Genomic DNA, 22,429 nt, shown 5'->3' on the forward strand with positions numbered 1-22,429 from the left:
ATGGTGAAGGTGTATGCGCCGGCGTCTAGCGCCAATATGAGCGTAGGGTTTGATGTCCTCGGCGCGGCGGTAACGCCGGTCGATGGCACGCTGTTAGGCGACACGGTGTCGGTGGAAGCTGCCGACCACTTTAGTCTGCAAAACAGCGGGCGTTTCGCCAGTAAATTACCAGGCGAAGCGCGGGAGAATATCGTCTATCAATGCTGGGAGCTCTTTTGCCAGCAGATTGGCAAGCAGGTGCCAGTGGCGATGACGCTGGAAAAAAATATGCCGATCGGCTCCGGTCTCGGCTCCAGCGCCTGTTCGGTCGTGGCGGCGCTGGTAGCGATGAACGAGTTCTGCGGTAAACCGCTTGATGAGACACGCATGCTGGCGCTGATGGGCGAGCTGGAAGGGCGCATCTCCGGCAGCGTGCATTACGACAACGTCGCGCCTTGCTACCTCGGCGGCATGCAGTTGATGATCGAGGAAGGCGGCATTATCAGCCAGCAGGTGCCATGCTTTGATGAGTGGTTATGGGTGCTTGCCTACCCGGGCATTAAAGTCTCGACGGCAGAAGCGCGCGCCATTTTACCGGCGCAGTATCGTCGTCAGGAGTGTATTGCTCACGGGCGTCACCTGGCTGGGTTTATTCATGCCTGTTACTCGCGCCAGCCTGCGCTGGCGGCGAAATTGATGAAAGATGTGATTGCCGAACCTTACCGCATGAAGCTGCTGCCAGGCTTTGAGCAGGCGCGTCAGGCGGTAGCGGATATCGGCGCGCTGGCTTGCGGCATCTCCGGTTCAGGTCCAACGCTGTTTGCGTTGTGCGACAAACCGGATACTGCGCAGCGCGTGGCCGACTGGCTCGGCAAACACTATCTGCAAAATCAGGAAGGCTTCGTTCATATTTGCCGGCTGGACACGGCGGGCGCAAGGGTAGTGGGATAACCAATGAAACTCTACAACTTAAAAGATCACAATGAGCAGGTCAGCTTCGCGCAGGCCGTTACACAAGGGCTTGGCAAAAATCAGGGGCTCTTCTTCCCGCACGATCTGCCGGAATTTAACCTGACGGAAATCGACGAGATGCTGGAGCAGGACTTCGTCAGCCGCAGCGCGAAGATCCTCTCCGCCTTTATCGGGGATGAGATCCCGCAGGAAGCGTTGGAATCCCGCGTGCGCGCCGCCTTCGCCTTCCCGGCACCGGTTAAGCCGGTCGAGAGCGATATCGGCTGCCTGGAGCTGTTCCACGGGCCAACGCTGGCATTTAAAGATTTTGGCGGGCGCTTTATGGCGCAGATGCTGAGCGCCATCAGCGGCGATAAACCGGTCACCATTCTGACGGCGACCTCCGGCGACACCGGCGCGGCCGTGGCCCATGCCTTCTACGGCATGAAGAACGTTCGCGTCGTGATCCTCTACCCGCAGGGCAAAATCAGCCCGCTGCAGGAGAAGCTCTTCTGCACCCTGGGCGGGAATATCGAAACGGTGGCGATTGATGCCGATTTCGACGCCTGCCAGGCGCTGGTCAAACAGGCTTTTGACGATGAAGAGCTGAAGAGCGCGCTGGGTCTTAACTCGGCCAACTCGATCAACATCAGCCGCCTGCTGGCGCAGGTGTGCTACTACTTCGAAGCGGTGGCGCAGCTGCCGCAAGAGGCGCGCAATCAGTTGGTGGTGTCGGTGCCAAGCGGCAACTTCGGCGATTTGACCGCCGGGCTGCTGGCGAAGTCGCTCGGCCTGCCGGTGAAGCGCTTTATCGCCGCCACCAACGCCAACGACACCGTGCCGCGTTTTCTGAAAGAGGGCGAGTGGCAGCCAAAAGCGACGCAGGCGACGCTGTCCAATGCGATGGATGTCAGCCAGCCGAACAACTGGCCGCGCGTGGAGGAGCTGTTCCGACGTAAAATCTGGCGTCTGAATGAGCTGGGTTACGCGGCGGTGGATGATGAAACCACCAAAGCGACAATCGTTGAGCTGAAGGAGAAGGGCTACGTCTCAGAACCTCACGCGGCGATTGCTTATCGCGCTCTGCGCGATCAGCTCCATCCGGGTGAGTATGGCCTGTTCCTCGGCACTGCGCATCCGGCGAAGTTCAAAGAGAGCGTGGAAGCGATCCTTGGCGAAACGCTGCCGCTGCCGAAAGAGCTGGCTGACCGAGCGGATCTGCCGCTGCGCTCTCACTCCCTGCCTGCGGATTTTGCGGCGTTACGCCAGCTGATGATGCAAAAAGCGTAATCTCAAGCGTCCTCCACTGACCGGTGGGGGACGCTTTCCCGCTTACTGTTCGTGGCGCTTAAACACCAGCTCGTCTGGCGTCGAGGCCGTCTCATCAAAGAAGTACCCTTCGCGGTCAAAGCCCGTAAGCTGCTCCGGCTTCGTCAGACGCTGCTCAATGATGTAGCGGCTCATCAGGCCGCGCGCTTTTTTGGCGTAGAAGCTGATGACCTTAAACGTGCCGTTTTTCTCATCGAGGAACACTGGTTTGATGATGCGCGCATTGAGCTTTTTCGGCTTCACCGTGCGGAAATACTCATCGGATGCCAGGTTAACCACAATCTCATCGCCCTGTTCGGTCAGCGCTTCATTCAACGTATCGGTGATGATATCGCCCCAGAACTGGTAGAGATCTTTACCTCTCTCATTCTCAAAACGAATACCCATCTCAAGACGATAGGGCTGCATCAAATCGAGCGGACGCAGCACGCCATAGAGACCAGATAACATGCGCAGATGCTGCTGGGCGAAGTCAAAATCCGCATCGCTAAAGGTTTCAGCCTGCAGGCCGGTATAAACATCGCCTTTAAAGGCGAGCAGTGCCTGACGTGCGTTTTCCGGCGTGAAGTCGGGCTGCCAGTCGTGAAAACGGGTGGCGTTGAGGTCGGCGAGCTTGTCGCTGATCCCCATTAGCTTTTTGATCTGCGGCGCGGAAAGCGTGCGGGCGGTCTTAATCAGCTGTTGAGAGTGCTCCAGCAGCGCTGGCTGGGTGAAACGCTCGGTTGCCAGCGGGCTCTGGTAATCGAGCGTCTTGGCAGGTGAAATCAAAATCAGCATGCTCACTCCTTGCTGTGTGAGAAATTTCCGCTGACTTTAACAAAAAAATCGCCTGGCTTGATCGATAGTTGCGATTAGCGAGACGAAGGGGGAAGCGAATCCCAACTGCCTGGCGCAAGCTGACGCTGAATCTCCGGATAACGCTGCGGGTTAAACACCGGCTCGACGCCGAGTTTGCGCTGGCGCAGATAGTCACCCGCCAGCACCTTAACCACCGGAGACAGCAGCAGGATCGCCGTCAGGTTAATCATCGCCATCAGCGCTATTACCACATCGGCGATATGCCAAATCAGCGGTACGCTGATCAACGACCCGCACAGTACCATCAACACCACCACGCCCCGCAATATCAGCAGGTTGCCACGGCTATTACGGCCTAAAAAGATCAGGTTGTTCTCGGCATAGAGGTAGTTTGCAAGGATTGAGGTAAAAGCGAACAGCAGCACAACCAGCGCAATAAACCCGGCGCTCCAGCCACCTGCAAGAGAGACCATCGCCTGCTGCATCAACTGAATGCCGATAAGGCTGCTCTCTGCCGACCCGTTACCTGCCAGCAGCAGCATCATCGCGCTGGCGGTACAGACCAGAAAGGTATCTGTCAGCACACCAATCATCTGCACAATGCCCTGCGCAACGGGGTGGGGCGGGGAGGAGGCTGCCATCGCGGCGGCGTTCGGCGAGGAGCCCATTCCGGCTTCGTTAGTCGACATGCTGCGCTGAAACCCGCTGGTCATCGCCTGGCTCAGCGTCCAGGCCATGGTGCCGGTCGCCGCCTCTTGCCAGCCGAAGGCGCTTTTAAATATAGTCTCGAAGACCTCTGGTAACAGGCTGGCATGCCAAAGGCTGATGCTCAAACTCACCCCAATCCAGGCCAGCGCAATCAGCGGCACCATCCACTGCATCAGACGGGAGAGCACTATCAGGCCGCGGGGCATAAACAGCAGGCAGCCCACCGCCAGCACCAGGCCGGTCAGCGTGCCCGGCACCTGCCAGGCGAAGTGAACGGCGCGCGTCACCACGCTGGATTGGATGGTGTTAAACACCAGCCCATAGGCGAGGAGCAGGAAAATGGAGAAGAGCACGCCCATCCAGCGCATGCCGAGGCCGCGCGCCATATACCAGGCCGGGCCGCCGCGCAGTTGGTTATTAGCGTCGCGCTCTTTATAGAGCTGGGCCAATGCACACTCGGCGAAGCTGGTCGCCATGCTGATAAGTGCTGCGATCCACATCCAGAAGATCGCGCCCGGCCCACCGGCGGTAAGGGCAAACGCCACACCCGCCAGGTTGCCGCTGCCTAAACGCGTCGCCAGGCTCAGGCAGAGCGCCTGCCACGAGGTGAGGGCACCGGGCGGTACGCTGCGCCCGCTTTTCAGACTTTTGCCAAAGTCGCGGAAAAAACGAAAGGGAACAAACAGGCTGCGAAATGCAAACCAGATACCCGCCGCTGCCAGCAGGTATACCATCAGCGATCCCCACAGGATCTCACTGATAAAAGAGAAGAATTCTGGCATTAACGACCCTCTTGTCGATGCCGGGGGAGGTAACCTACGACGGCGCGTTTACAACGGACTTATCCCTTCGCAGGCAATTAATCAGGGAGTTTATCATACAATGCCACCTGCATTGTCTGCGGTTGCGCTGACAGGGCGTCGTGTTATCATCTTGCCAGACCGGTTACATCCCCCTAACAAGTATACTCGTCATACTTCTCGTTCAGGTGCGCTGGCAGCCTTTGCGCCCGACAAGCCATAAAGGCGTCATCGGTCTCGACGTGATTTATTCAGGGTATCGTTTAAAGAGAAATATTATCATGACGGATAAATTGACCTCCCTGCGTCAGTACACAACAGTCGTGGCTGATACCGGAGATATCGCGGCAATGAAGCTCTACCAGCCGCAGGATGCAACAACCAACCCTTCTCTGATCCTTGGGGCAGCCCAAATCCCGGAATACCGTAAACTGATTGACGAAGCTGTAACCTGGGCGCGCAGCCAGAGCAGCGATCGTGCGCAGCAAGTGGTTGATGCGACCGACCGCCTGGCCGTTAACATCGGTCTCGAAATCCTCAAACTGATCCCAGGCCGTATCTCTACTGAAGTTGACGCGCGCCTTTCTTACGACACCGAAGGCTCCATCGCCAAAGCTAAACGCCTGATCAAAATGTATAACGATGCGGGCATCAGCAACGATCGTATCCTGATCAAGCTGGCCTCCACTTGGCAGGGCATTCGCGCAGCAGAACAGCTGGAAAAAGAGGGCATCAACTGTAACCTGACGCTGCTCTTCTCCTTCGCCCAGGCGCGTGCCTGTGCCGAAGCAGGTGTCTACCTGATCTCCCCGTTTGTGGGCCGTATTCTCGACTGGTACAAAGCCAACACCGATAAGAAAGAGTACGCACCGGCAGAAGATCCGGGTGTGGTTTCGGTGAGCGAAATCTACCAGTACTACAAAGAGCACGGCTATGAAACCGTGGTAATGGGCGCAAGCTTCCGTAACACCGGCGAAATCATTGAGCTGGCTGGCTGCGACCGTCTGACCATCGCCCCGACGCTGCTGAAAGAGCTTTCAGAGAGCGAAGGCGCGCTGGAGCGCAAACTGGTTTACACCGGCGAAGTGAAAGCGCGTCCGGAGCGCATCACCGAAGCGGAATTCCTGTGGCAGCACAACCAGGATCCGATGGCGGTTGATAAACTGGCGGACGGCATCCGCAAGTTTGCCGTTGACCAGGAAAAACTGGAAAAAATGATCGGCGATCTGCTGTAATCATCAGGCGTGGCCGGGCTCCCGGTCACGCTTCTTTTCTCTACTCTGTTTGCCTCTCTCCTCAGCGTGTATCATTCCGTAAACGTTTTTTTGCAACGGAATAATTATGGACACACTACGCATTGGTTTAGTTTCGATTTCCGATCGCGCCTCCAGCGGCGTTTATGAGGACAAAGGCTTACCCGCGCTCGAAGCGTGGCTGGCATCGGCCTTAACCACCCCATTTCATATCGAAACGCGCCTGATCCCCGACGAGCAGACCATCATTGAGCAGACCCTGTGTGAGCTGGTGGATGAGATGAGCTGCCATCTGGTGCTGACCACCGGCGGCACCGGCCCGGCACGACGTGATGTCACGCCCGATGCCACATTGGCCGTTGCCGATCGCGAGATGCCAGGCTTTGGCGAACAGATGCGCCAGATTAGCCTCAATTTTGTGCCGACGGCCATTCTTTCCCGCCAGGTGGGCGTGATCCGTAAACAGGCGCTGATCCTCAACCTGCCGGGCCAGCCGAAGTCGATTAAAGAGACCCTGGAAGGGCTGAAAAGCGAGAGCGGTGAAGTAAAAGTAGCGGGGATTTTTGCCAGTGTACCTTATTGTGTACAGCTTCTTGATGGCCCCTATGTGGAAACGGATCCGCAGGTCGTAGCAGCTTTTCGTCCTAAAAGTGCAAGGCGCGAAACTTTATCCTGAAAGCAGCGCTTTTCTGACATATGCGATCCCGGCGGTGGCGTATTGATATTTTTACGGTATAGTCATTTTTAGTTTACATAATTCGTAAAAATATAATCGTTCACTCTCTATTAACGGTTCGCTATGTCACATTACACACGCCCTCTGAATAAACAGGATTATAAAACCCTCACCCTCGCCGCCCTCGGCGGGGCGCTGGAGTTTTATGACTTCATCATTTTCGTCTTCTTCGCCGCCGTGGTCGGGGAGCTCTTCTTCCCGGCCGATATTCCCGAGTGGCTGCGCCAGGTGCAGACCTTTGGTATTTTCGCCGCCGGTTATCTGGCGCGCCCGCTGGGCGGTATTGTGATGGCGCACTTCGGCGATCTGGTCGGGCGCAAGAAGATGTTCACCCTCAGCATCCTGCTGATGGCGCTGCCAACGCTGGCGATTGGCCTGCTGCCGACCTATGCCTCGATGGGTATTGTTGCGCCGCTGCTGCTGCTGTTGATGCGCGTGCTGCAGGGCGCCGCGATTGGTGGCGAGGTACCGGGTGCATGGGTATTTGTTGCTGAACATGTTCCGGCGCGCCGCATCGGTATCGCCTGTGGCACGCTAACGGCGGGGTTAACAGTTGGCATTTTGCTGGGATCGGTGGTTGCCACGCTGGTCAACACCAGCATGACGCAGCAGGCGATCCACGACGGCGGCTGGCGTGTGCCCTTCCTGCTGGGCGGCGCATTCGGGCTGGTGGCAATGTATTTACGCCGCTGGCTGCGTGAAACCCCTATTTTCCTTGAGATGCAGCAGCGAAAAGCGCTGGCGCAGGAGTTGCCGGTAAAAGCGGTGGTGCTGAAGCATAAGAAAGCGGTGGTGGTCTCGATGCTGCTGACCTGGCTGCTCTCAGCCGGTATTGTGGTGGTGATTCTGATGTCGCCGGTCTGGCTGCAAAAGCAGTATGGCTTTGCGCCCGCCCTAACCTTACAGGCCAACAGTATTGCTACGGTAATGCTCTGTTTCGGTTGCCTGGCGGCGGGCCTGTTAGTTGATCGCTTCGGTGCCAGCCGCACCTTTATTGTCGGCAGCCTGCTGCTCGCTGCTTCCAGCTGGCTCTTCTATCACCGCGTTGGCAGCCACCCGGAGCAACTCTTTATGCTCTATGGCCTGGTTGGGTTATGCGTCGGTGTAGTGGGCGCTGTGCCCTATGTGATGGTGCGCGCCTTTCCAGCGGAAGTGCGTTTTACCGGCATCTCTTTCTCTTACAACGTCTCCTATGCCATCTTTGGCGGGCTGACGCCGATTGCGGTGACGATGCTGATGAGCGTCTCGCCGATGGCGCCGGCCTGGTATGTGCTGGCGCTCTCCCTGATGGGGTTAGGTTTAGGCATCTGGCTGCGCCAGGATCTGCATCATGCCGATAGCGTGGCCGATACCCCGCTCGAATCCTTATAAAAAACGGAGCCTTCTGGCTCCGTTTTTTATTGCTGGCACGTGAAAGAATCAGTGTTTTTCACCAATCGGCAGCACGGTGCGGCCAAACTGTTCGTTCAGCACTTCGCCCATCGCCAGGTAGATGGCGCTGGCACCGCAGACGAGGCCAATCCAGCCTGCGATATGGACGATGTTTTCGTTATCCGCCAGATGCCCCACCGCCAGCAGCGCAAACAGCACCGTCAGGCTCAGGAAGACAAACTGCAGCATGCGCGCGCTCTTCAGCGTGCCGAAGAACATAAACAGGGTGAAGATGCCCCAGATGGCTAAATAGACGCCGAGGAAGTGGCCGTTGGTCGCCTCTGTCAGCCCCATTTTCGGGAACAGCAGAATCGCCACCAGCGTCAACCAGAAAGAACCGTAAGAGGTAAAGGCCGTTAAGCCGAAGGTGTTGCCTTTTTTATACTCAAGCAGGCCGGCAAAAATTTGTGCGATACCACCATAGAAAATGCCCATCGCCAGGATAATGACATCCATCGGGAATAGACCGATATTGTGCAGGTTAAGCAGAATAGTGGTCATGCCGAAGCCCATTAAGCCCAGCGGAGCCGGATTAGCCAACTTAGTGTTGCCCATAATTCCTCAAAAGAATCAATTGATAAAGGGGGGAAATAATTACCCCGCGGGCGTTTTCTGCAAGCGGGGCGCGGCATCATAAATAGCGCTATCGGGCCTGTCTATGATCTGAACAGGTGGAAATTAAAAAATTTTTTATTGTCTCCCCCTTGATGCGCGGCGCGGCGACCCCATCTTGTAGTCAACCGCATTTTGTGGGCTTGCAAAAAAATCAATACAGGGCAGTTGAAACCGTGAGGTTTGCCCTTATTACAGGTTCACAACCAGCTGATGACGAATTTTTAGTGGAGACGTTTAGATGGGTAAAATTATTGGTATCGACCTTGGGACAACCAACTCTTGTGTAGCCATCATGGATGGTGCTTCGGCACGCGTGCTTGAGAACGCTGAAGGCGATCGCACCACGCCTTCCGTTATTGCGTACACACAGGATGGCGAGACTCTGGTAGGTCAGCCGGCTAAACGTCAGGCAGTGACGAACCCGCAAAACACGCTGTTTGCGATCAAGCGCCTGATTGGCCGTCGCTTCCAGGATGAAGAAGTCCAGCGTGACGTATCTATCATGCCTTACAAAATCATGGCTGCCGATAACGGCGACGCCTGGATTGATGTGAAAGGCAACAAAATGGCACCGCCGCAGATCTCTGCAGAAGTGCTGAAGAAAATGAAGAAAACGGCGGAAGATTACCTGGGTGAACCGGTAACTGAAGCAGTTATCACCGTTCCGGCTTACTTTAACGATGCGCAGCGTCAGGCGACCAAAGACGCCGGCCGTATCGCGGGCCTGGAAGTAAAACGTATTATCAACGAACCGACAGCAGCTGCGCTGGCTTACGGTCTGGATAAAGAGACCGGCAACCGCACTATCGCGGTATACGACCTGGGCGGCGGTACCTTCGATATCTCCATCATCGAAATCGACGATGTTGACGGCGAAAAAACCTTTGAAGTACTGGCGACCAACGGTGATACCCACCTCGGTGGTGAAGACTTCGACAGCCGTCTGATCAACTACCTGGTGGAAGAGTTCAAGAAAGATCAGGGTATCGATCTGCGCAACGATCCGCTGGCAATGCAGCGCCTGAAAGAAGCGGCAGAGAAAGCGAAAATCGAGCTCTCTTCTGCACAGCAGACCGACGTGAACCTGCCGTACATCACTGCAGACGCGACCGGTCCGAAACACATGAACATCAAAGTGACTCGCGCGAAACTGGAAAGCCTGGTCGAAGACCTGGTAAGCCGTTCTATCGAGCCGCTGAAAGTTGCGCTGCAGGATGCGGGCCTGTCCGTTTCTGACATCAACGACGTGATCCTGGTCGGTGGCCAGACCCGTATGCCGATGGTGCAGAAAAAAGTAGCTGAGTTCTTCGGCAAAGATCCGCGTAAAGACGTAAACCCGGATGAAGCAGTGGCTATCGGTGCTGCCGTTCAGGGCGGTGTTCTGACCGGTGAAGTTAAAGACGTTCTGCTGCTGGACGTTACCCCGCTGTCGCTGGGTATCGAAACCATGGGCGGCGTGATGACTGCGCTGATCAACAAAAACACCACCATCCCGACCAAGCACAGCCAGGTGTTCTCTACTGCGGAAGACAACCAGTCTGCGGTAACCATCCACGTGCTGCAGGGTGAGCGTAAACGTGCCTCTGATAACAAGTCGCTGGGCCAGTTCAACCTCGACGGTATCAACCCGGCACCGCGCGGCATGCCGCAGATCGAAGTCACCTTCGATATCGACGCCGATGGTATTCTGCACGTCTCTGCGAAAGACAAGAATACCAACCGTGAGCAGAAGATCACCATCAAGGCTTCTTCTGGTCTGAACGAGGATGAAATCCAGAAAATGGTGCGCGACGCGGAAGCGAACGCCGAGTCTGACCGTAAGTTCGAAGAGCTGGTACAGACCCGTAACCAGGGCGATCATCTGCTGCATAGCACCCGTAAGCAGGTTGAAGAAGCAGGCGACCAACTGCCGGCTGAAGACAAAACTGCAATCGAGTCCGCACTGAGCGAGCTGGAAACTGCGCTGAAAGGCGAAGATAAAGCGGCCATCGATGCCAAAATGCAGGCGCTGGCACAGGTTTCCCAGAAGCTGATGGAAATTGCCCAGCAGCAGCATGCACAGCAGCAGGCGGGCGGCGCCGACGCTTCTGCGAACAACGCTAACGCGGCGAAAGATGACGACGTGGTTGACGCCGAGTTCGAAGAAGTTAAAGACAAAAAGTAATCGCCCTTATGCAGGGTAGATAACCAGCACGGGCGTCGGAGTTTTCTCCACGCCCGTGCTCGTATGTTAAGGGGCAGATAAACCGATGGCGAAGCAAGATTATTACGAGATTCTCGGCGTGTCGAAAACCGCCGACGAGTCTGAAATCAAAAAGGCGTACCGACGCCTGGCCATGAAATTTCACCCGGATCGTAACCAGGGTGATAAAGAGGCCGAAAGCAAATTTAAAGAGATCAATGAAGCCTATAAGGTCCTGACCGATCCCCAGAAACGTGCGGCGTACGATCAGTACGGTCATGCGGCCTTTGAGCAGGGCGGCGGCGGCGGTGGATACGGCGGCGGCTTTGGCGGCGGTGCCGACTTTAGCGACATCTTTGGCGATGTCTTTGGCGACATCTTCGGCGGCGGTCGTGGTCGTCAACGCGCGGCGCGTGGTTCAGATTTGCGTTACACCATGGAACTGACGCTGGAAGAAGCGGTACGCGGCGTAACGAAAGAGATCCGTATCCCGACGCTGGAAGAGTGTGATATCTGCCACGGCAGCGGTGCAAAAGCGGGTACGCAGCCACAAACCTGTCCGACCTGTCACGGCTCCGGCCAGGTACAGATGCGCCAGGGCTTCTTTGCCGTACAGCAGACCTGTCCACACTGTCAGGGCCGCGGTACGCTGATTAAAGATCCGTGCAACAAATGTCACGGTCATGGTCGCGTTGAGAAATCCAAAACCCTCTCTGTGAAAATCCCGGCAGGGGTGGATACCGGCGATCGTATTCGTCTGAGCGGTGAAGGCGAAGCGGGCGAGCACGGCGCACCAGCAGGCGATCTCTACGTTCAGGTGCAGGTGAAACAGCACCCGATCTTCGAACGCGAAGGCAACAACCTCTACTGCGAAGTGCCGATCAACTTTGCCATGGCGGCGCTGGGTGGCGAAATCGAAGTGCCGACGCTGGATGGTCGCGTCAAGCTGAAAGTGCCGAGCGAAACCCAGACCGGCAAGCTGTTCCGCATGCGCGGGAAGGGCGTGAAATCCGTGCGCGGCGGCGCGCAGGGCGATCTGCTGTGCCGCGTGGTTGTTGAAACGCCGGTCGGCCTGAACGAGAAGCAGAAACAGCTGCTGCAAGATCTGCAGGAGAGCTTTGGTGGCCCGACGGGGGAAAACAACAGCCCGCGCTCCAAAAGCTTCTTCGACGGCGTGAAAAAATTCTTCGACGATCTGACGCGCTAAGCGTCCCGCATCTTCTCTCTTCATCAACCCGGCGCTGCCGGGTTTTTTTTATCCGACCCGACACCTCGGAAAAAGAGAGTTGATGAGCAATAATAATCTGTTTTTAACGAAGAGTAGCGAGGAGTAAGATAGCCGCCACGACGTTACAGGGAGTAGGAGAATCCGATGAAGTTTTTGCACCGTTTTTTAAATAGCGATGCCTCTGGTGGCATTGTGTTGATTATGGCCGCCGCGCTGGCCATGCTCTGCGCCAACCTCGGCGCGACCCAGGAGCTTTACAGCTCCTTTTTACAGACTCCGGTCCAGCTAAAAGTAGGATCGCTTGAGATTAATAAAGACATGCTGTTGTGGATTAACGATGCGCTGATGGCGATCTTTTTCCTGATGGTGGGTCTGGAAGTGAAGTATGAGCTGGTTGAGGGAACGCTCGCCAGCCGTCAGCAGGCGGTATTCCCGGTAATTGCCGCGCTGGGTGGGATGGTCGCTCCCGCGCTGATCTTCCTGCTATTTAATGGTCATAACCCGTTGGCAAGCCACGGTTGGGCCATTCCTACCGCGACCGATATTGCTTTTGCCCTTGGCGTGCTGGCGCTGTTAGGTAATCGCGTCCCGCCGGTACTGAAAGTGTTTCTGATGGCGCTGGCGATCATTGACGATCTCGGCGCGATTGTGATCATCGCGCTCTTCTACACCAGCGATCTCTCGACCCTGGCGCTGGGCGTTGCTGCGACCGCTATCGCCGTGCTGGCCATCATGAACGCGCTCAATGTGCGCCGCATCGGTCTCTATATGTTAGTGGGCGTCGTGTTGTGGACCGCAGTGCTGAAATCCGGGGTGCATGCCACCCTTGCAGGCGTGATCGTCGGTTTCTTTATACCGCTGAAGAAAGAGAATGGCGTCTCGCCGTTACATCAGCTAAGCGATGCGATTAGCCCGTGGGTCGCATGGCTTATTCTGCCGCTGTTTGCCTTTGCCAACGCCGGGGTTTCCATGACCGGGATGTCCCTCTCCGGCCTCGCGGATGTGCTGCCGCTGGGAATTATTGCTGGTCTGGTGATTGGTAAGCCGCTCGGTATTTCGCTCTTCTGCTGGCTGGCGCTGCGTTTGAAACTGGCGAAGCTGCCGCACGGCGCGGTGTTCAAACAGATTATGGCGGTCGGCGTGCTGTGTGGCATCGGCTTTACCATGTCGATATTTATCTCGTCGCTCGCCTTTGGTGATGCCCATGCCGATATGATCGCCTGGAGCAAGCTGGGTATTCTCACCGGCTCGGTTATCTCGGCCGTGGCGGGTTATTGCCTGCTGCGCACACGCATTATCCGCCCGGCGCAGTAATGCGAAGGTAGAGCGCCATGTCATATATCAATTACAACCATCTGTACTACTTCTGGCATGTCTACCGGGAGGGCTCCGTCGTTGGCGCGGCGGAGGCGCTTTACTTAACGCCACAGACGATTACCGGGCAGATTAAATCGCTGGAGGAGCGGCTACAGGGCAAGCTCTTTAAACGCAAAGGGCGAGGGCTGGAGGCCACCGAACTGGGGCAACTGGTGTTTCGCTATGCCGATAAGATGTTCGCGTTAAGCCAGGAGATGCTCGATATCATCAACTACCGCAAAGAGGCGAACCTGCTGTTTGATGTCGGTGTGGCAGATGCGCTCTCAAAGCGGCTGGTGAGCGGCATTCTTGATGCCGCCGTAGAGGAGGGCGAGCCGATCCACCTGCGCTGCTTCGAATCGACGCACGAGCTGCTGCTGGAGCAGCTAAGCCAGCATAAGCTCGATATGATTATCTCGGATTGCCCCATCGACTCTGCGCAGCAGGAGGGGCTCTTTTCGATAAAGATTGGCGAGTGCAGCGTCAGCTTCTGGAGCAGCGGCCCGGTGCCCGAGCTGCCGTTTCCCGCCTGCCTTGAAACGCGTCGGTTATTAATTCCCGGCCGCCGCTCAATGCTCGGTCGTAAGCTGATGAACTGGTTTCATGTGCAGAACCTGCAGGTGGAGATCCTCGGCGAGTTTGATGATGCCGCGCTGATGAAGGCCTTTGGCGCGAAGCACAATGCCATCTTTGTGGCGCCGACCTCGTATGGCGACGACTTCTATGCCGATGCGCGGATGGTGGAGATCGGCAGGCTCGACAATGTGCAGGAGGAGTACCACGCGATTTTTGCTGAGCGTATGATCCAGCATCCGGCGGTGCAGCGCATTTGCAACCGCGACTACTCGGCGCTCTTCGCGCTCCACCAGAAATGAAAAAACCCGCCGAAGCGGGTTTTTTTACAAAGCGAACAGCGAAGCGATTAAGCCAGGCTGTTGATACGCTCGGTCAGGTTAGCCTTATGACGCGCTGCTTTGTTTTTGTGGATCAGACCTTTAGCGGCCTGACGATCCACGATCGGTTGCATTTCGTTAAATGCATTCTGCGCAGCGGCTTTGTCGCCAGCTTCAATTGCTGCGTATACTTTCTTGATGAAAGTACGCATCATTGAGCGACGGCTAGCGTTGTGCTTGCGAGCCTTTTCAGACTGAACGGCGCGCTTCTTAGCTGATTTGATATTAGCCAAGGTCCAACTCCCAAATATGATCTTTATGGACAATTCAAAGGCCGGGGAATATGCCCTTTTAGCCTTCTTTTGTCAATGGATTTGTGCAAATAAGCGCCGTTAAGCAACGACGCTCGTTACGTAGTGATGGCGCAGGATTCTAACAGCTTGCGTGTCGCGAATACAGCTTTTCCACCAGAAAAATCGTGCATAACGGTAGATTCTCACCAGAGCCAGCGGCAGCCCGATGAAAAGCCTCTCCTTTCTGGCGCGATAAGGCAATCGCCGGTTAACGTTACCCGCTGTACAAGGTATAATCCGACGATTTTCACTGTTTTGAGCCAGACATGAAGCTGATACGCGGCATACATAACCTCAGTCATGCACCGCACGGGTGTGTGCTGACGATTGGTAATTTCGACGGCGTACATCGCGGTCATCAGGCGCTGCTGCAGGGGCTGGGCGCAGAAGGGCGCGCGCGCGGCCTGCCTGTTGTGGTGATGATTTTTGAACCGCAGCCGCTGGAGCTGTTCGCCGGGGAGAAATCTCCCGCGCGGCTGACGCGCTTGCGCGAGAAGCTTCGCTGGCTGGCCGGGTGCGGCGTGGACTATGTCCTCTGCCTGCGCTTCGACAGGCGTTTTGCGGCGCTGACCGCACAAACCTTTGTCAGCGACCTGCTGGTCGACCGCCTCGGCGTGAAATTTCTCGCAGTCGGTGACGATTTCCGTTTTGGCGCTGGTCGCCAGGGGGATTTCTTGTTATTACAGAAGGCTGGCGAGAAATATGGCTTTGACGTCACCAGTACGCAAACCTTCTGTGAAGGCGGCGTGCGGGTGAGCAGCACCGCGATTCGCCAGGCGCTGGCCAACGACGACCTGGCGCTGGCCGAAAATCTGCTTGGTCGCCCGTTCAGCATCTCCGGGCGCGTTGTCCACGGTGATGCGCTGGGGCGCACCATCGGTTTTCCGACGGCCAACGTGCCGCTGCGCCGCCAGGTCTCCCCGGTAAATGGGGTCTACGCGGTTGAAGTGGCGGGGCTCGGCGACACGCTGCTGCCAGGCGTTGCCAACATTGGCACACGTCCGACGGTGGCAGGTATTCGCCAGCAGCTGGAAGTACACCTGCTGGATGTTGCAATGGACCTCTATGGTCGCCATATAGACGTAGTACTGCGTAAGAAAATACGTAATGAACAGCGCTTTGCTTCCCTCGATGAACTGAAGGCGCAAATCGCCCGAGATGAGGTAGCGGCCCGTGAGTTTTTTGGGCTATCTAAACCGGCTTCTTAAGGCCTGGTGGTATTAATCAAACCGAAATACGGAACCGAGAATCTAATGAGTGACTATAAATCTACCCTGAATTTGCCGGAAACAGGGTTCCCAATGCGTGGCGATCTGGCCAAACGCGAACCGGGAATGCTGGCGCGTTGGACAGATGATGACCTCTACGGCATCATCCGTGCGGCGAAAAAAGGCAAAAAAACCTTCATTCTGCATGATGGCCCTCCATATGCGAATGGCAGCATTCATATTGGTCACTCGGTTAACAAGATTCTGAAAGACATTATTGTGAAGTCCAAAGGACTCGCAGGTTATGACTCGCCTTACGTTCCGGGTTGGGATTGCCACGGTCTGCCGATCGAGCTGAAAGTCGAGCAGGAGTACGGCAAGCCGGGCGAGAAGTTCACCGCCGCCGAGTTCCGCGCCAAGTGCCGTGAATATGCCGCCACGCAGGTGGATGGTCAGCGCAAAGACTTTATCCGTCTGGGCGTGCTCGGCGACTGGTCGCATCCTTACCTGACCATGGACTTCAAAACCGAAGCCAATATCATCCGCGCACTGGGCAAAATCATCGGTAACGGCCACCTGCTGAAAGGGGCAAAACCGGTGCACTGGTGCGTCGACTGTCGCTCCGCGCTGGCGGAAGCGGAAGTTGAGTATTACGACAAAACGTCACCTTCTATCGACGTCGCTTTCCAGGCCGCCGATCAGCAGGCGGTGAAAGCGAAATTCGGCGTTGATTCTGTTAACGGCCCGGTTTCGCTGGTTATCTGGACCACCACGCCGTGGACCCTCCCTGCTAACCGCGCCATCTCCCTCTCTTCGGAGTTTGAGTACGCGCTGGTGCAGGTTGACGGTCAGGCGGTGATCCTGGCAAAAGATCTGGTTGAGAGCGTGATGAAACGCACCGGCATCAGCGATTATCGCGTGCTGGCTACGGTCAACGGCGCTGAGCTTGAGCTGATGCGCTTCAAACACCCGTTCCTCGATTTCGACGTGCCGGCGATCCTTGGCGATCACGTTACGCTGGAAGCGGGTACCGGCGCGGTGCATACCGCCGGCGGTCACGGCCCGGACGACTACACCATCAGCCAGAAGTACGGCCTGGAAATTGCCAACCCGGTTGGCCCGGACGGTCGCTATCTGCCGGGCACCTACCCGACGCTTGACGGCATTAACGTCTTCAAAGCGAACGACATCATCGTGGCGCTGCTGACCGAAAAAGGCGCGCTGCTGCACGTCGAGAAGATGCAGCACAGCTATCCGTGCTGCTGGCGTCACAAGTCGCCGATCATCTTCCGCGCCACGCCGCAGTGGTTCGTCAGCATGGATCAAAAAGGGCTGCGCACGCAGTCGCTGCAGGAGATCAAAGGCGTGCAGTGGATCCCGGACTGGGGCCAGGCGCGTATCGAATCAATGGTCGCTAACCGTCCTGACTGGTGTATCTCCCGTCAGCGCACCTGGGGCGTGCCGATGTCGCTGTTTGTCCATAAAGATAGCGAAGAGCTGCACCCGCGTACGCTGGAGCTGATGGAAGAGGTGGCCAAACGCGTCGAAGTTGACGGTATTCAGGCGTGGTGGGATCTCGACCCACGCGACATCCTCGGCGATGATGCCGACAGCTATGTCAAAGTGCCGGATACGCTGGATGTCTGGTTTGACTCCGGATCAACCCATGCTTCCGTGGTCGATGTTCGCCCGGAGTTCGCAGGCCACGCGGCAGATATGTATCTGGAAGGCTCGGATCAGCATCGCGGCTGGTTTATGTCCTCCCTGATGATCTCCACGGCGATGAAGGGCAAAGCGCCTTATCGTCAGGTGCTGACCCACGGCTTTACCGTCGATGGCCAGGGCCGCAAGATGTCGAAATCGATCGGCAACACCGTTTCGCCGCAGGATGTGATGAACAAACTCGGCGCGGATATTCTGCGTCTGTGGGTGGCATCAACCGACTACACCGGTGAAATGGCCGTTTCCGACGAGATCCTGAAACGTGCCGCCGACAGCTATCGCCGTATCCGTAACACCGCGCGCTTCCTGCTGGCGAACCTCAACGGTTTCGATCCGGCGAAAGATATGGTGAAACCGGAAGAGATGGTGGTGCTGGATCGCTGGGCCGTTGGCTGTGCGAAAGCGGCGCAGGAAGATATCCTCAAAGCCTACGAATCCTATGACTTCCATGAAGTTGTACAGCGCCTGATGCGTTTCTGCTCCGTGGAGATGGGCTCCTTCTACCTCGACATCATCAAAGACCGCCAGTACACCGCGAAAGCGGAGAGCCGTGCGCGCCGCAGCTGCCAGACTGCGCTCTATTACATCTGTGAAGCGCTGGTGCGCTGGATGGCACCGATCATGTCCTTCACCGCGGATGAGATCTGGGGCTACCTGCCAGGCGATCGCGAGAAGTATGTCTTCACCGGCGAGTGGTACGAAGGCCTGTTTGGCCTGGCGGACAGCGAAGCGATGAATGACGCCTACTGGGCCGAGCTGCTGAAAGTGCGTGGCGAAGTCAACAAGGTGATCGAACAGGCGCGTGCCGATAAGAAAGTGGGCGGCTCACTTGAAGCGACGGTGACGCTGTTCGCAGAGCCGGAGCTGGCGGCGAAACTGACGGCGCTGGGCGATGAATTGCGATTTGTCCTGTTGACCTCAGGCGCGCAGGTTGCGGATTATGCCAGCGCTTCTGCGGATGCGCAGCAGAGCGAACTGCTCAAAGGGCTGAAAGTAGCGCTGAGTAAAGCCGACGGTGAGAAGTGCCCGCGTTGCTGGCATTACACCCATGATGTCGGTCAGGTGGCGGAACACGCAGAAATTTGCGGACGCTGTGTTAGCAACGTCGCCGGTGACGGCGAAAAACGTAAGTTTGCCTGATGAGTAAACCGATCTTTTCAACAGGGCTGCGCTGGCTATGGCTGGTCGTGGCGGTGCTGATTATCGATCTGGGCAGTAAATACCTGATCCTCCAGAACTTTGCTCTGGGGGAGACGGTCTCGCTGTTCCCGTCGCTAAACCTGCACTATGCGCGTAATTATGGGGCGGCATTTAGCTTCCTCGCCGACAGCGGCGGCTGGCAACGCTGGTTCTTCGCAGGTATCGCTATCGGTATCTGCGTGGTGCTGACCGTGCTGATGTACCGCGCCAAAGCGTCGCAAAAGCTGAATAACATCGCCTATGCGCTGATTATTGGCGGCGCGCTGGGTAACTTGTTCGACCGTCTGTGGCATGGCTTTGTCGTCGATATGATCGATTTTTATGTGGGCGACTGGCATTTTGCTACCTTTAACCTTGCTGATACCGCAATCTGTATCGGCGCGGCGCTGATCGTGCTGGAAGGGTTTTTACCCTCCGCCGCAGTGAGAAAACAGGCGTAAGCCATCAAGCGTTGTAGGCCCGGTCTGTAGGCCGGATAAGCGTAGCGCCATCCGGCATGCAATATACGCCCGGGTTCTACATTCGCTATCACATAAGAGCAACCTGCATGTCTAAATCCGTACAGAGCGACAGCGCAGTGCTGGTGCACTTCACGCTCAAGCTCGAAGATGGTTCACTTGCCGAATCTACACGTAATAACGGTAAGCCGGCGCTGTTTCGCCTTGGCGACGGTTCCCTTTCCGAAGGGCTGGAGCAGCATCTGCTTGGCCTGAAAGCCGGGGAGAAAAAGGTCTTTTCCCTTGAGCCGGATGCCGCTTTCGGCACGCCGAGCCCGGATCTGATCCAGTACTTCTCGCGCCGTGAATTTATGGACGCCGGCGAACCGGAAATCGGCGCAATTATGCTCTTTACCGCAATGGATGGCAGCGAAATGCCGGGCGTGATCCGTGAAATCAACGGTGATTCGATCACCGTCGATTTCAACCATCCCCTGGCCGGCAGAACCGTCCACTTTGATATCGATGTGCTGGAAGTCGATCCGGCACTGGAGGAGACAAATGCAGATCCTGTTGGCTAACCCGCGCGGTTTTTGCGCTGGCGTTGACCGCGCTATCAGCATTGTTGAAAACGCGCTGGCCATCTACGGCGCGCCGATTTACGTGCGTCACGAAGTGGTGCATAACCGCTACGTGGTTGACAGCCTGCGCGAGCGCGGCGCCATCTTTATTGAGCAGATAAGCGAAGTGCCGGACGGCGCGATCCTGATCTTCTCAGCGCACGGCGTTTCGCAAGCGGTGCGCAACGAAGCAAAAAGCCGTGATTTAACGGTTTTCGACGCCACCTGCCCGCTGGTCACGAAAGTGCATATGGAAGTGGCGCGCGCCAGCCGTCGTGGCGAAGAGGCGATCCTGATTGGTCACGCCGGTCACCCGGAAGTGGAAGGCACCATGGGCCAATACAGCAACCCGAAAGGGGGGATGTACCTGGTCGAGTCGCCGGACGATGTGGCGACGCTTGCGATCAAAGACCCGGGTAAACTCTCATTCATGACCCAGACCACGCTCTCCGTCGATGATACCTCTGACGTCATTGACGCCCTGCGCGTGCGTTTCCCGCAGATTGTCGGGCCGCGTAAAGATGATATCTGCTATGCGACCACCAACCGTCAGGAAGCGGTGCGTGCGCTGGCTGAACAGGCGGAAGTTGTGCTGGTGGTGGGCTCCAAAAACTCTTCGAACTCCAACCGGCTCGCCGAGCTGGCGCAGCGGATGGGCAAAGCGGCCTACCTGATTGATGATGCTTCTGATATCCAGCAGAGCTGGGTGCAGGGTATTGCCTGCGTTGGCGTCACGGCAGGCGCGTCCGCACCGGATATTCTGGTGCAGAACGTGATTGCCCGTCTGCAGGAGTTGGGCGGTGGCGAAGCCATCCCGCTTGCTGGGCGCGAAGAAAATATTGTCTTTGAGGTACCAAAAGAGCTGCGCGTCGAGGTTCGCGAAGTCGAGTAACCTTTTCCCGATGCTTATGCGAAGATGCCAGACTGAGTCTGGCATTTTTTTGGCCATTTTTCGTGGAGGGGCTATGGGTTTACCAATCATTCTCGACACCGATCCCGGCATTGACGATGCCGTGGCGATTGCCGCCGCGCTGTTCGCGCCTGAGTGCGATCTGAAACTGATCACTACCGTCGCGGGCAATGTTTCGCTGGAGAAAACCACCCGCAATGCACTGCAACTGCTTCATTTCTGGAATGCGGATATTCCGCTGGCGCAGGGAGCCGCCACGCCTCTGTTGCGCACGCTCTATAACGCCGCCGATGTGCATGGTGAATCGGGACTGGGTGGCTATGATTTTATTGAACATGCGCGCCAGCCGCTGGCGATCCCGGCCTTCCAGGCGATCCGCGACACGCTGTTGGCCTCGCCTGAGCCCATCACGCTGGTCACCATCGGCCCGCTGACCAACATCGCTCTGCTGCTTACCCACTATCCAGAATGCCAGTTCAACATCCGCCGGCTGGTGATGATGGGCGGATCCGCCGGGCGTGGAAACTTTACGCCAAGCGCCGAATTTAATATCGCCGTCGATCCCGATGCCGCAGCGCGTGTTTTTGCAAGCGGGCTTGAGATCGTCATGTGTGGTCTTGATGTCACCAACCGCGCGACGCTTGCACCTGATTTTCTGGCAACGCTTCCCACGCTTAACCGCACCGGCAAAATGTTGCATGCGCTGTTCAGCCACTACCGTAGTGGCAGCATGGCGACGGGGCAGCGCATGCATGACCTTTGCGCTATCGCTTACCTGGCCCGCCCGAAACTCTTTACCCTCAAACCCTGCTTTGTGGCGGTTGAGACGCAGGGGCAGTTTACCACCGGTGCGACGGTAGTTGATATTGACGGCAAGCTTGGGCTGCCCGCCAATGCACACGTGGCGCTGGATATTGATATCGAAGGCTTTCGCGCATGGTTCGCCGATGTGCTGACGCTGGCGCCTTAAAATTCATTAACGCGATGATAAAAGAGAAGACGTGATGACTGAACGACTCTACTACACCAGCGATGCGCTGGAAGGTACCGCCCGCGTGCTGCGCTGCACAGAGCAGGCCGATGGGCGCTATGGCATCTTGCTCGATCGCACCCTGTTTCACCCGCAGGGTGGAGGTCAGCCAGCCGATAAAGGCTGGATCAACGGCGTCGCGGTCGAAGGCGTGAAGCAGCAAGATGAAGAGGTGATCCATCTGCTGGCACAGCCGCTGCCTCTGGGCGAGGTAGAACTGAAAATTGATGCTGACACTCGCGAATTGCATAGCCAGCTGCACTCCGCCGGGCATCTGATTGGTTATGCGGGTGAAGCCGCGGGCTGGCAACCGGTCAAGGCGCATCACTGGCCGGGAGAGGGGCGTATCACATTTGCACCGGGAGAGGAGGCCGCAGAGCCTGAAATTGCCATCTTCACCGATGCCATTAGTCGGTGGCAATCCGCTTCGCTGGCGCGGGTCATTACATTTGAAGCCGGGCGCAGAATGGTGCGTTTTGGCGAGCTTTCGGCCTATGGCTGTGGGGGAACTCACGTGCGCGCTCTGGGAGAACTTGGAGAGGTGGTGATTAGCAACATCAAAGTGAAAAAGGGGCAGCTGATCGTTAACTACACGGTGGCGTAGCGCCTCACGTCATGCCTTTTACTGATATTTGCAGGTGTATATCATTAATTTCTAATTATCGGCGTTTTCGGCTGGTGGCCTGGAGA

The 22,429-nt window shown here is 56.7% G+C and carries 20 protein-coding genes and 1 pseudogene; 17 read left to right on the plus strand and 4 right to left on the minus strand.

The features are described from left to right. Positions 1–930, plus strand: a complete 930-nt coding sequence (gene thrB, locus HF650_RS03885) for a homoserine kinase (RefSeq protein ID WP_187801258.1) — start codon at positions 1–3, stop codon at positions 928–930. Positions 931–933: 3 nt separating this feature from the next. Further along, complete coding sequence (thrC, locus tag HF650_RS03890; RefSeq protein ID WP_187801259.1) at positions 934–2,220, plus strand: threonine synthase; 1,287 nt, start codon at positions 934–936, stop codon at positions 2,218–2,220. Positions 2,221–2,262: 42 nt separating this feature from the next. On the opposite strand, the gene yaaA is transcribed toward thrC, so the two are convergent. Continuing rightward, entirely contained in the window at positions 2,263–3,036 is a 774-nt protein-coding gene (yaaA, locus tag HF650_RS03895) for a peroxide stress protein YaaA (RefSeq protein WP_187801260.1), read from the minus strand. 74 nt (positions 3,037–3,110) lie between these two features. After that, a complete protein-coding gene (locus tag HF650_RS03900; protein WP_187801261.1) occupies positions 3,111–4,547 on the minus strand; it encodes a sodium:alanine symporter family protein in 1,437 nt (478 codons plus the stop codon). A gap of 299 nt (positions 4,548–4,846) precedes the next feature. Here HF650_RS03900 and tal point away from each other — a divergent pair, with 299 nt between their 5' ends. From tal to HF650_RS03915, 3 genes are all read left to right on the plus strand, one after another. Then, complete coding sequence (gene tal, locus HF650_RS03905; RefSeq protein ID WP_187801262.1) at positions 4,847–5,800, plus strand: transaldolase; 954 nt, start codon at positions 4,847–4,849, stop codon at positions 5,798–5,800. A gap of 106 nt (positions 5,801–5,906) precedes the next feature. Continuing rightward, complete coding sequence (mog, locus tag HF650_RS03910; protein WP_128483670.1) at positions 5,907–6,494, plus strand: molybdopterin adenylyltransferase; 588 nt, start codon at positions 5,907–5,909, stop codon at positions 6,492–6,494. Between the two features lie 123 nt (positions 6,495–6,617). Then, on the plus strand, positions 6,618–7,925 hold the full coding sequence (locus tag HF650_RS03915) for an MFS transporter (RefSeq protein ID WP_187801263.1): 1,308 nt from the start codon (positions 6,618–6,620) through the stop codon (positions 7,923–7,925). A gap of 48 nt (positions 7,926–7,973) precedes the next feature. Here the strand turns inward: HF650_RS03915 and satP are convergent, their stop codons facing one another. After that, positions 7,974–8,540, minus strand: a complete 567-nt coding sequence (satP, locus tag HF650_RS03920) for an acetate uptake transporter (protein ID WP_187801264.1) — start codon at positions 8,538–8,540, stop codon at positions 7,974–7,976. 298 nt (positions 8,541–8,838) lie between these two features. On the opposite strand from satP, the gene dnaK reads away from it, so the two are divergent. From dnaK to nhaR, 4 genes are all read left to right on the plus strand, one after another. Continuing rightward, positions 8,839–10,764, plus strand: coding sequence for a molecular chaperone DnaK (dnaK, locus tag HF650_RS03925; RefSeq protein ID WP_187801265.1), 1,926 nt, complete (start codon positions 8,839–8,841; stop codon positions 10,762–10,764). Between the two features lie 85 nt (positions 10,765–10,849). After that, on the plus strand, positions 10,850–11,989 hold the full coding sequence (dnaJ, locus tag HF650_RS03930; protein ID WP_187801266.1) for a molecular chaperone DnaJ: 1,140 nt from the start codon (positions 10,850–10,852) through the stop codon (positions 11,987–11,989). Between the two features lie 165 nt (positions 11,990–12,154). Further along, complete coding sequence (gene nhaA / locus HF650_RS03935; protein ID WP_187801267.1) at positions 12,155–13,324, plus strand: Na+/H+ antiporter NhaA; 1,170 nt, start codon at positions 12,155–12,157, stop codon at positions 13,322–13,324. 17 nt (positions 13,325–13,341) lie between these two features. Further along, positions 13,342–14,241, plus strand: coding sequence for a transcriptional activator NhaR (gene nhaR / locus HF650_RS03940; protein ID WP_187801268.1), 900 nt, complete (start codon positions 13,342–13,344; stop codon positions 14,239–14,241). A gap of 47 nt (positions 14,242–14,288) precedes the next feature. Here nhaR and rpsT read toward each other — a convergent pair whose 3' ends face one another. Further along, entirely contained in the window at positions 14,289–14,552 is a 264-nt protein-coding gene (rpsT, locus tag HF650_RS03945; RefSeq protein ID WP_187801269.1) for a 30S ribosomal protein S20, read from the minus strand. A gap of 89 nt (positions 14,553–14,641) precedes the next feature. Here rpsT and HF650_RS25565 point away from each other — a divergent pair. From HF650_RS25565 to HF650_RS03980, 8 genes and pseudogenes are all read left to right on the plus strand, one after another. Further along, a pseudogene (locus tag HF650_RS25565) lies at positions 14,642–14,871 on the plus strand (DUF2575 domain-containing protein). A gap of 7 nt (positions 14,872–14,878) precedes the next feature. Next, positions 14,879–15,820: a bifunctional riboflavin kinase/FAD synthetase gene (gene ribF / locus HF650_RS03950; RefSeq protein ID WP_187801270.1), complete on the plus strand. Its 942-nt coding sequence runs from the start codon at positions 14,879–14,881 to the stop codon at positions 15,818–15,820. Positions 15,821–15,865: 45 nt separating this feature from the next. Further along, complete coding sequence (ileS, locus tag HF650_RS03955) at positions 15,866–18,682, plus strand: isoleucine--tRNA ligase (RefSeq protein ID WP_187801271.1); 2,817 nt, start codon at positions 15,866–15,868, stop codon at positions 18,680–18,682. Then, on the plus strand, positions 18,682–19,182 hold the full coding sequence (gene lspA / locus HF650_RS03960) for a signal peptidase II (RefSeq protein ID WP_187801272.1): 501 nt from the start codon (positions 18,682–18,684) through the stop codon (positions 19,180–19,182). The genes ileS and lspA overlap by 1 nt, the downstream gene beginning before the upstream one ends. 107 nt (positions 19,183–19,289) lie before the next feature. Beyond that, on the plus strand, positions 19,290–19,760 hold the full coding sequence (gene fkpB, locus HF650_RS03965) for an FKBP-type peptidyl-prolyl cis-trans isomerase (protein ID WP_023480425.1): 471 nt from the start codon (positions 19,290–19,292) through the stop codon (positions 19,758–19,760). After that, positions 19,741–20,691, plus strand: coding sequence for a 4-hydroxy-3-methylbut-2-enyl diphosphate reductase (gene ispH, locus HF650_RS03970; protein WP_187801273.1), 951 nt, complete (start codon positions 19,741–19,743; stop codon positions 20,689–20,691). Before fkpB ends, ispH begins: the two co-directional genes overlap by 20 nt. Before the next feature lie 73 nt (positions 20,692–20,764). After that, on the plus strand, positions 20,765–21,679 hold the full coding sequence (gene rihC / locus HF650_RS03975) for a ribonucleoside hydrolase RihC (RefSeq protein WP_187801274.1): 915 nt from the start codon (positions 20,765–20,767) through the stop codon (positions 21,677–21,679). A 34-nt stretch (positions 21,680–21,713) separates the two neighbouring features. Continuing rightward, a complete protein-coding gene (locus tag HF650_RS03980) occupies positions 21,714–22,343 on the plus strand; it encodes an alanyl-tRNA editing protein (protein ID WP_187802599.1) in 630 nt (209 codons plus the stop codon). The last annotated feature ends 86 nt before the right edge of the window (positions 22,344–22,429 follow it).

Origin of the sequence: Kosakonia sp. SMBL-WEM22, from assembly GCF_014490785.1 — a bacterium.
Lineage (GTDB): Bacteria > Pseudomonadota > Gammaproteobacteria > Enterobacterales > Enterobacteriaceae > Kosakonia.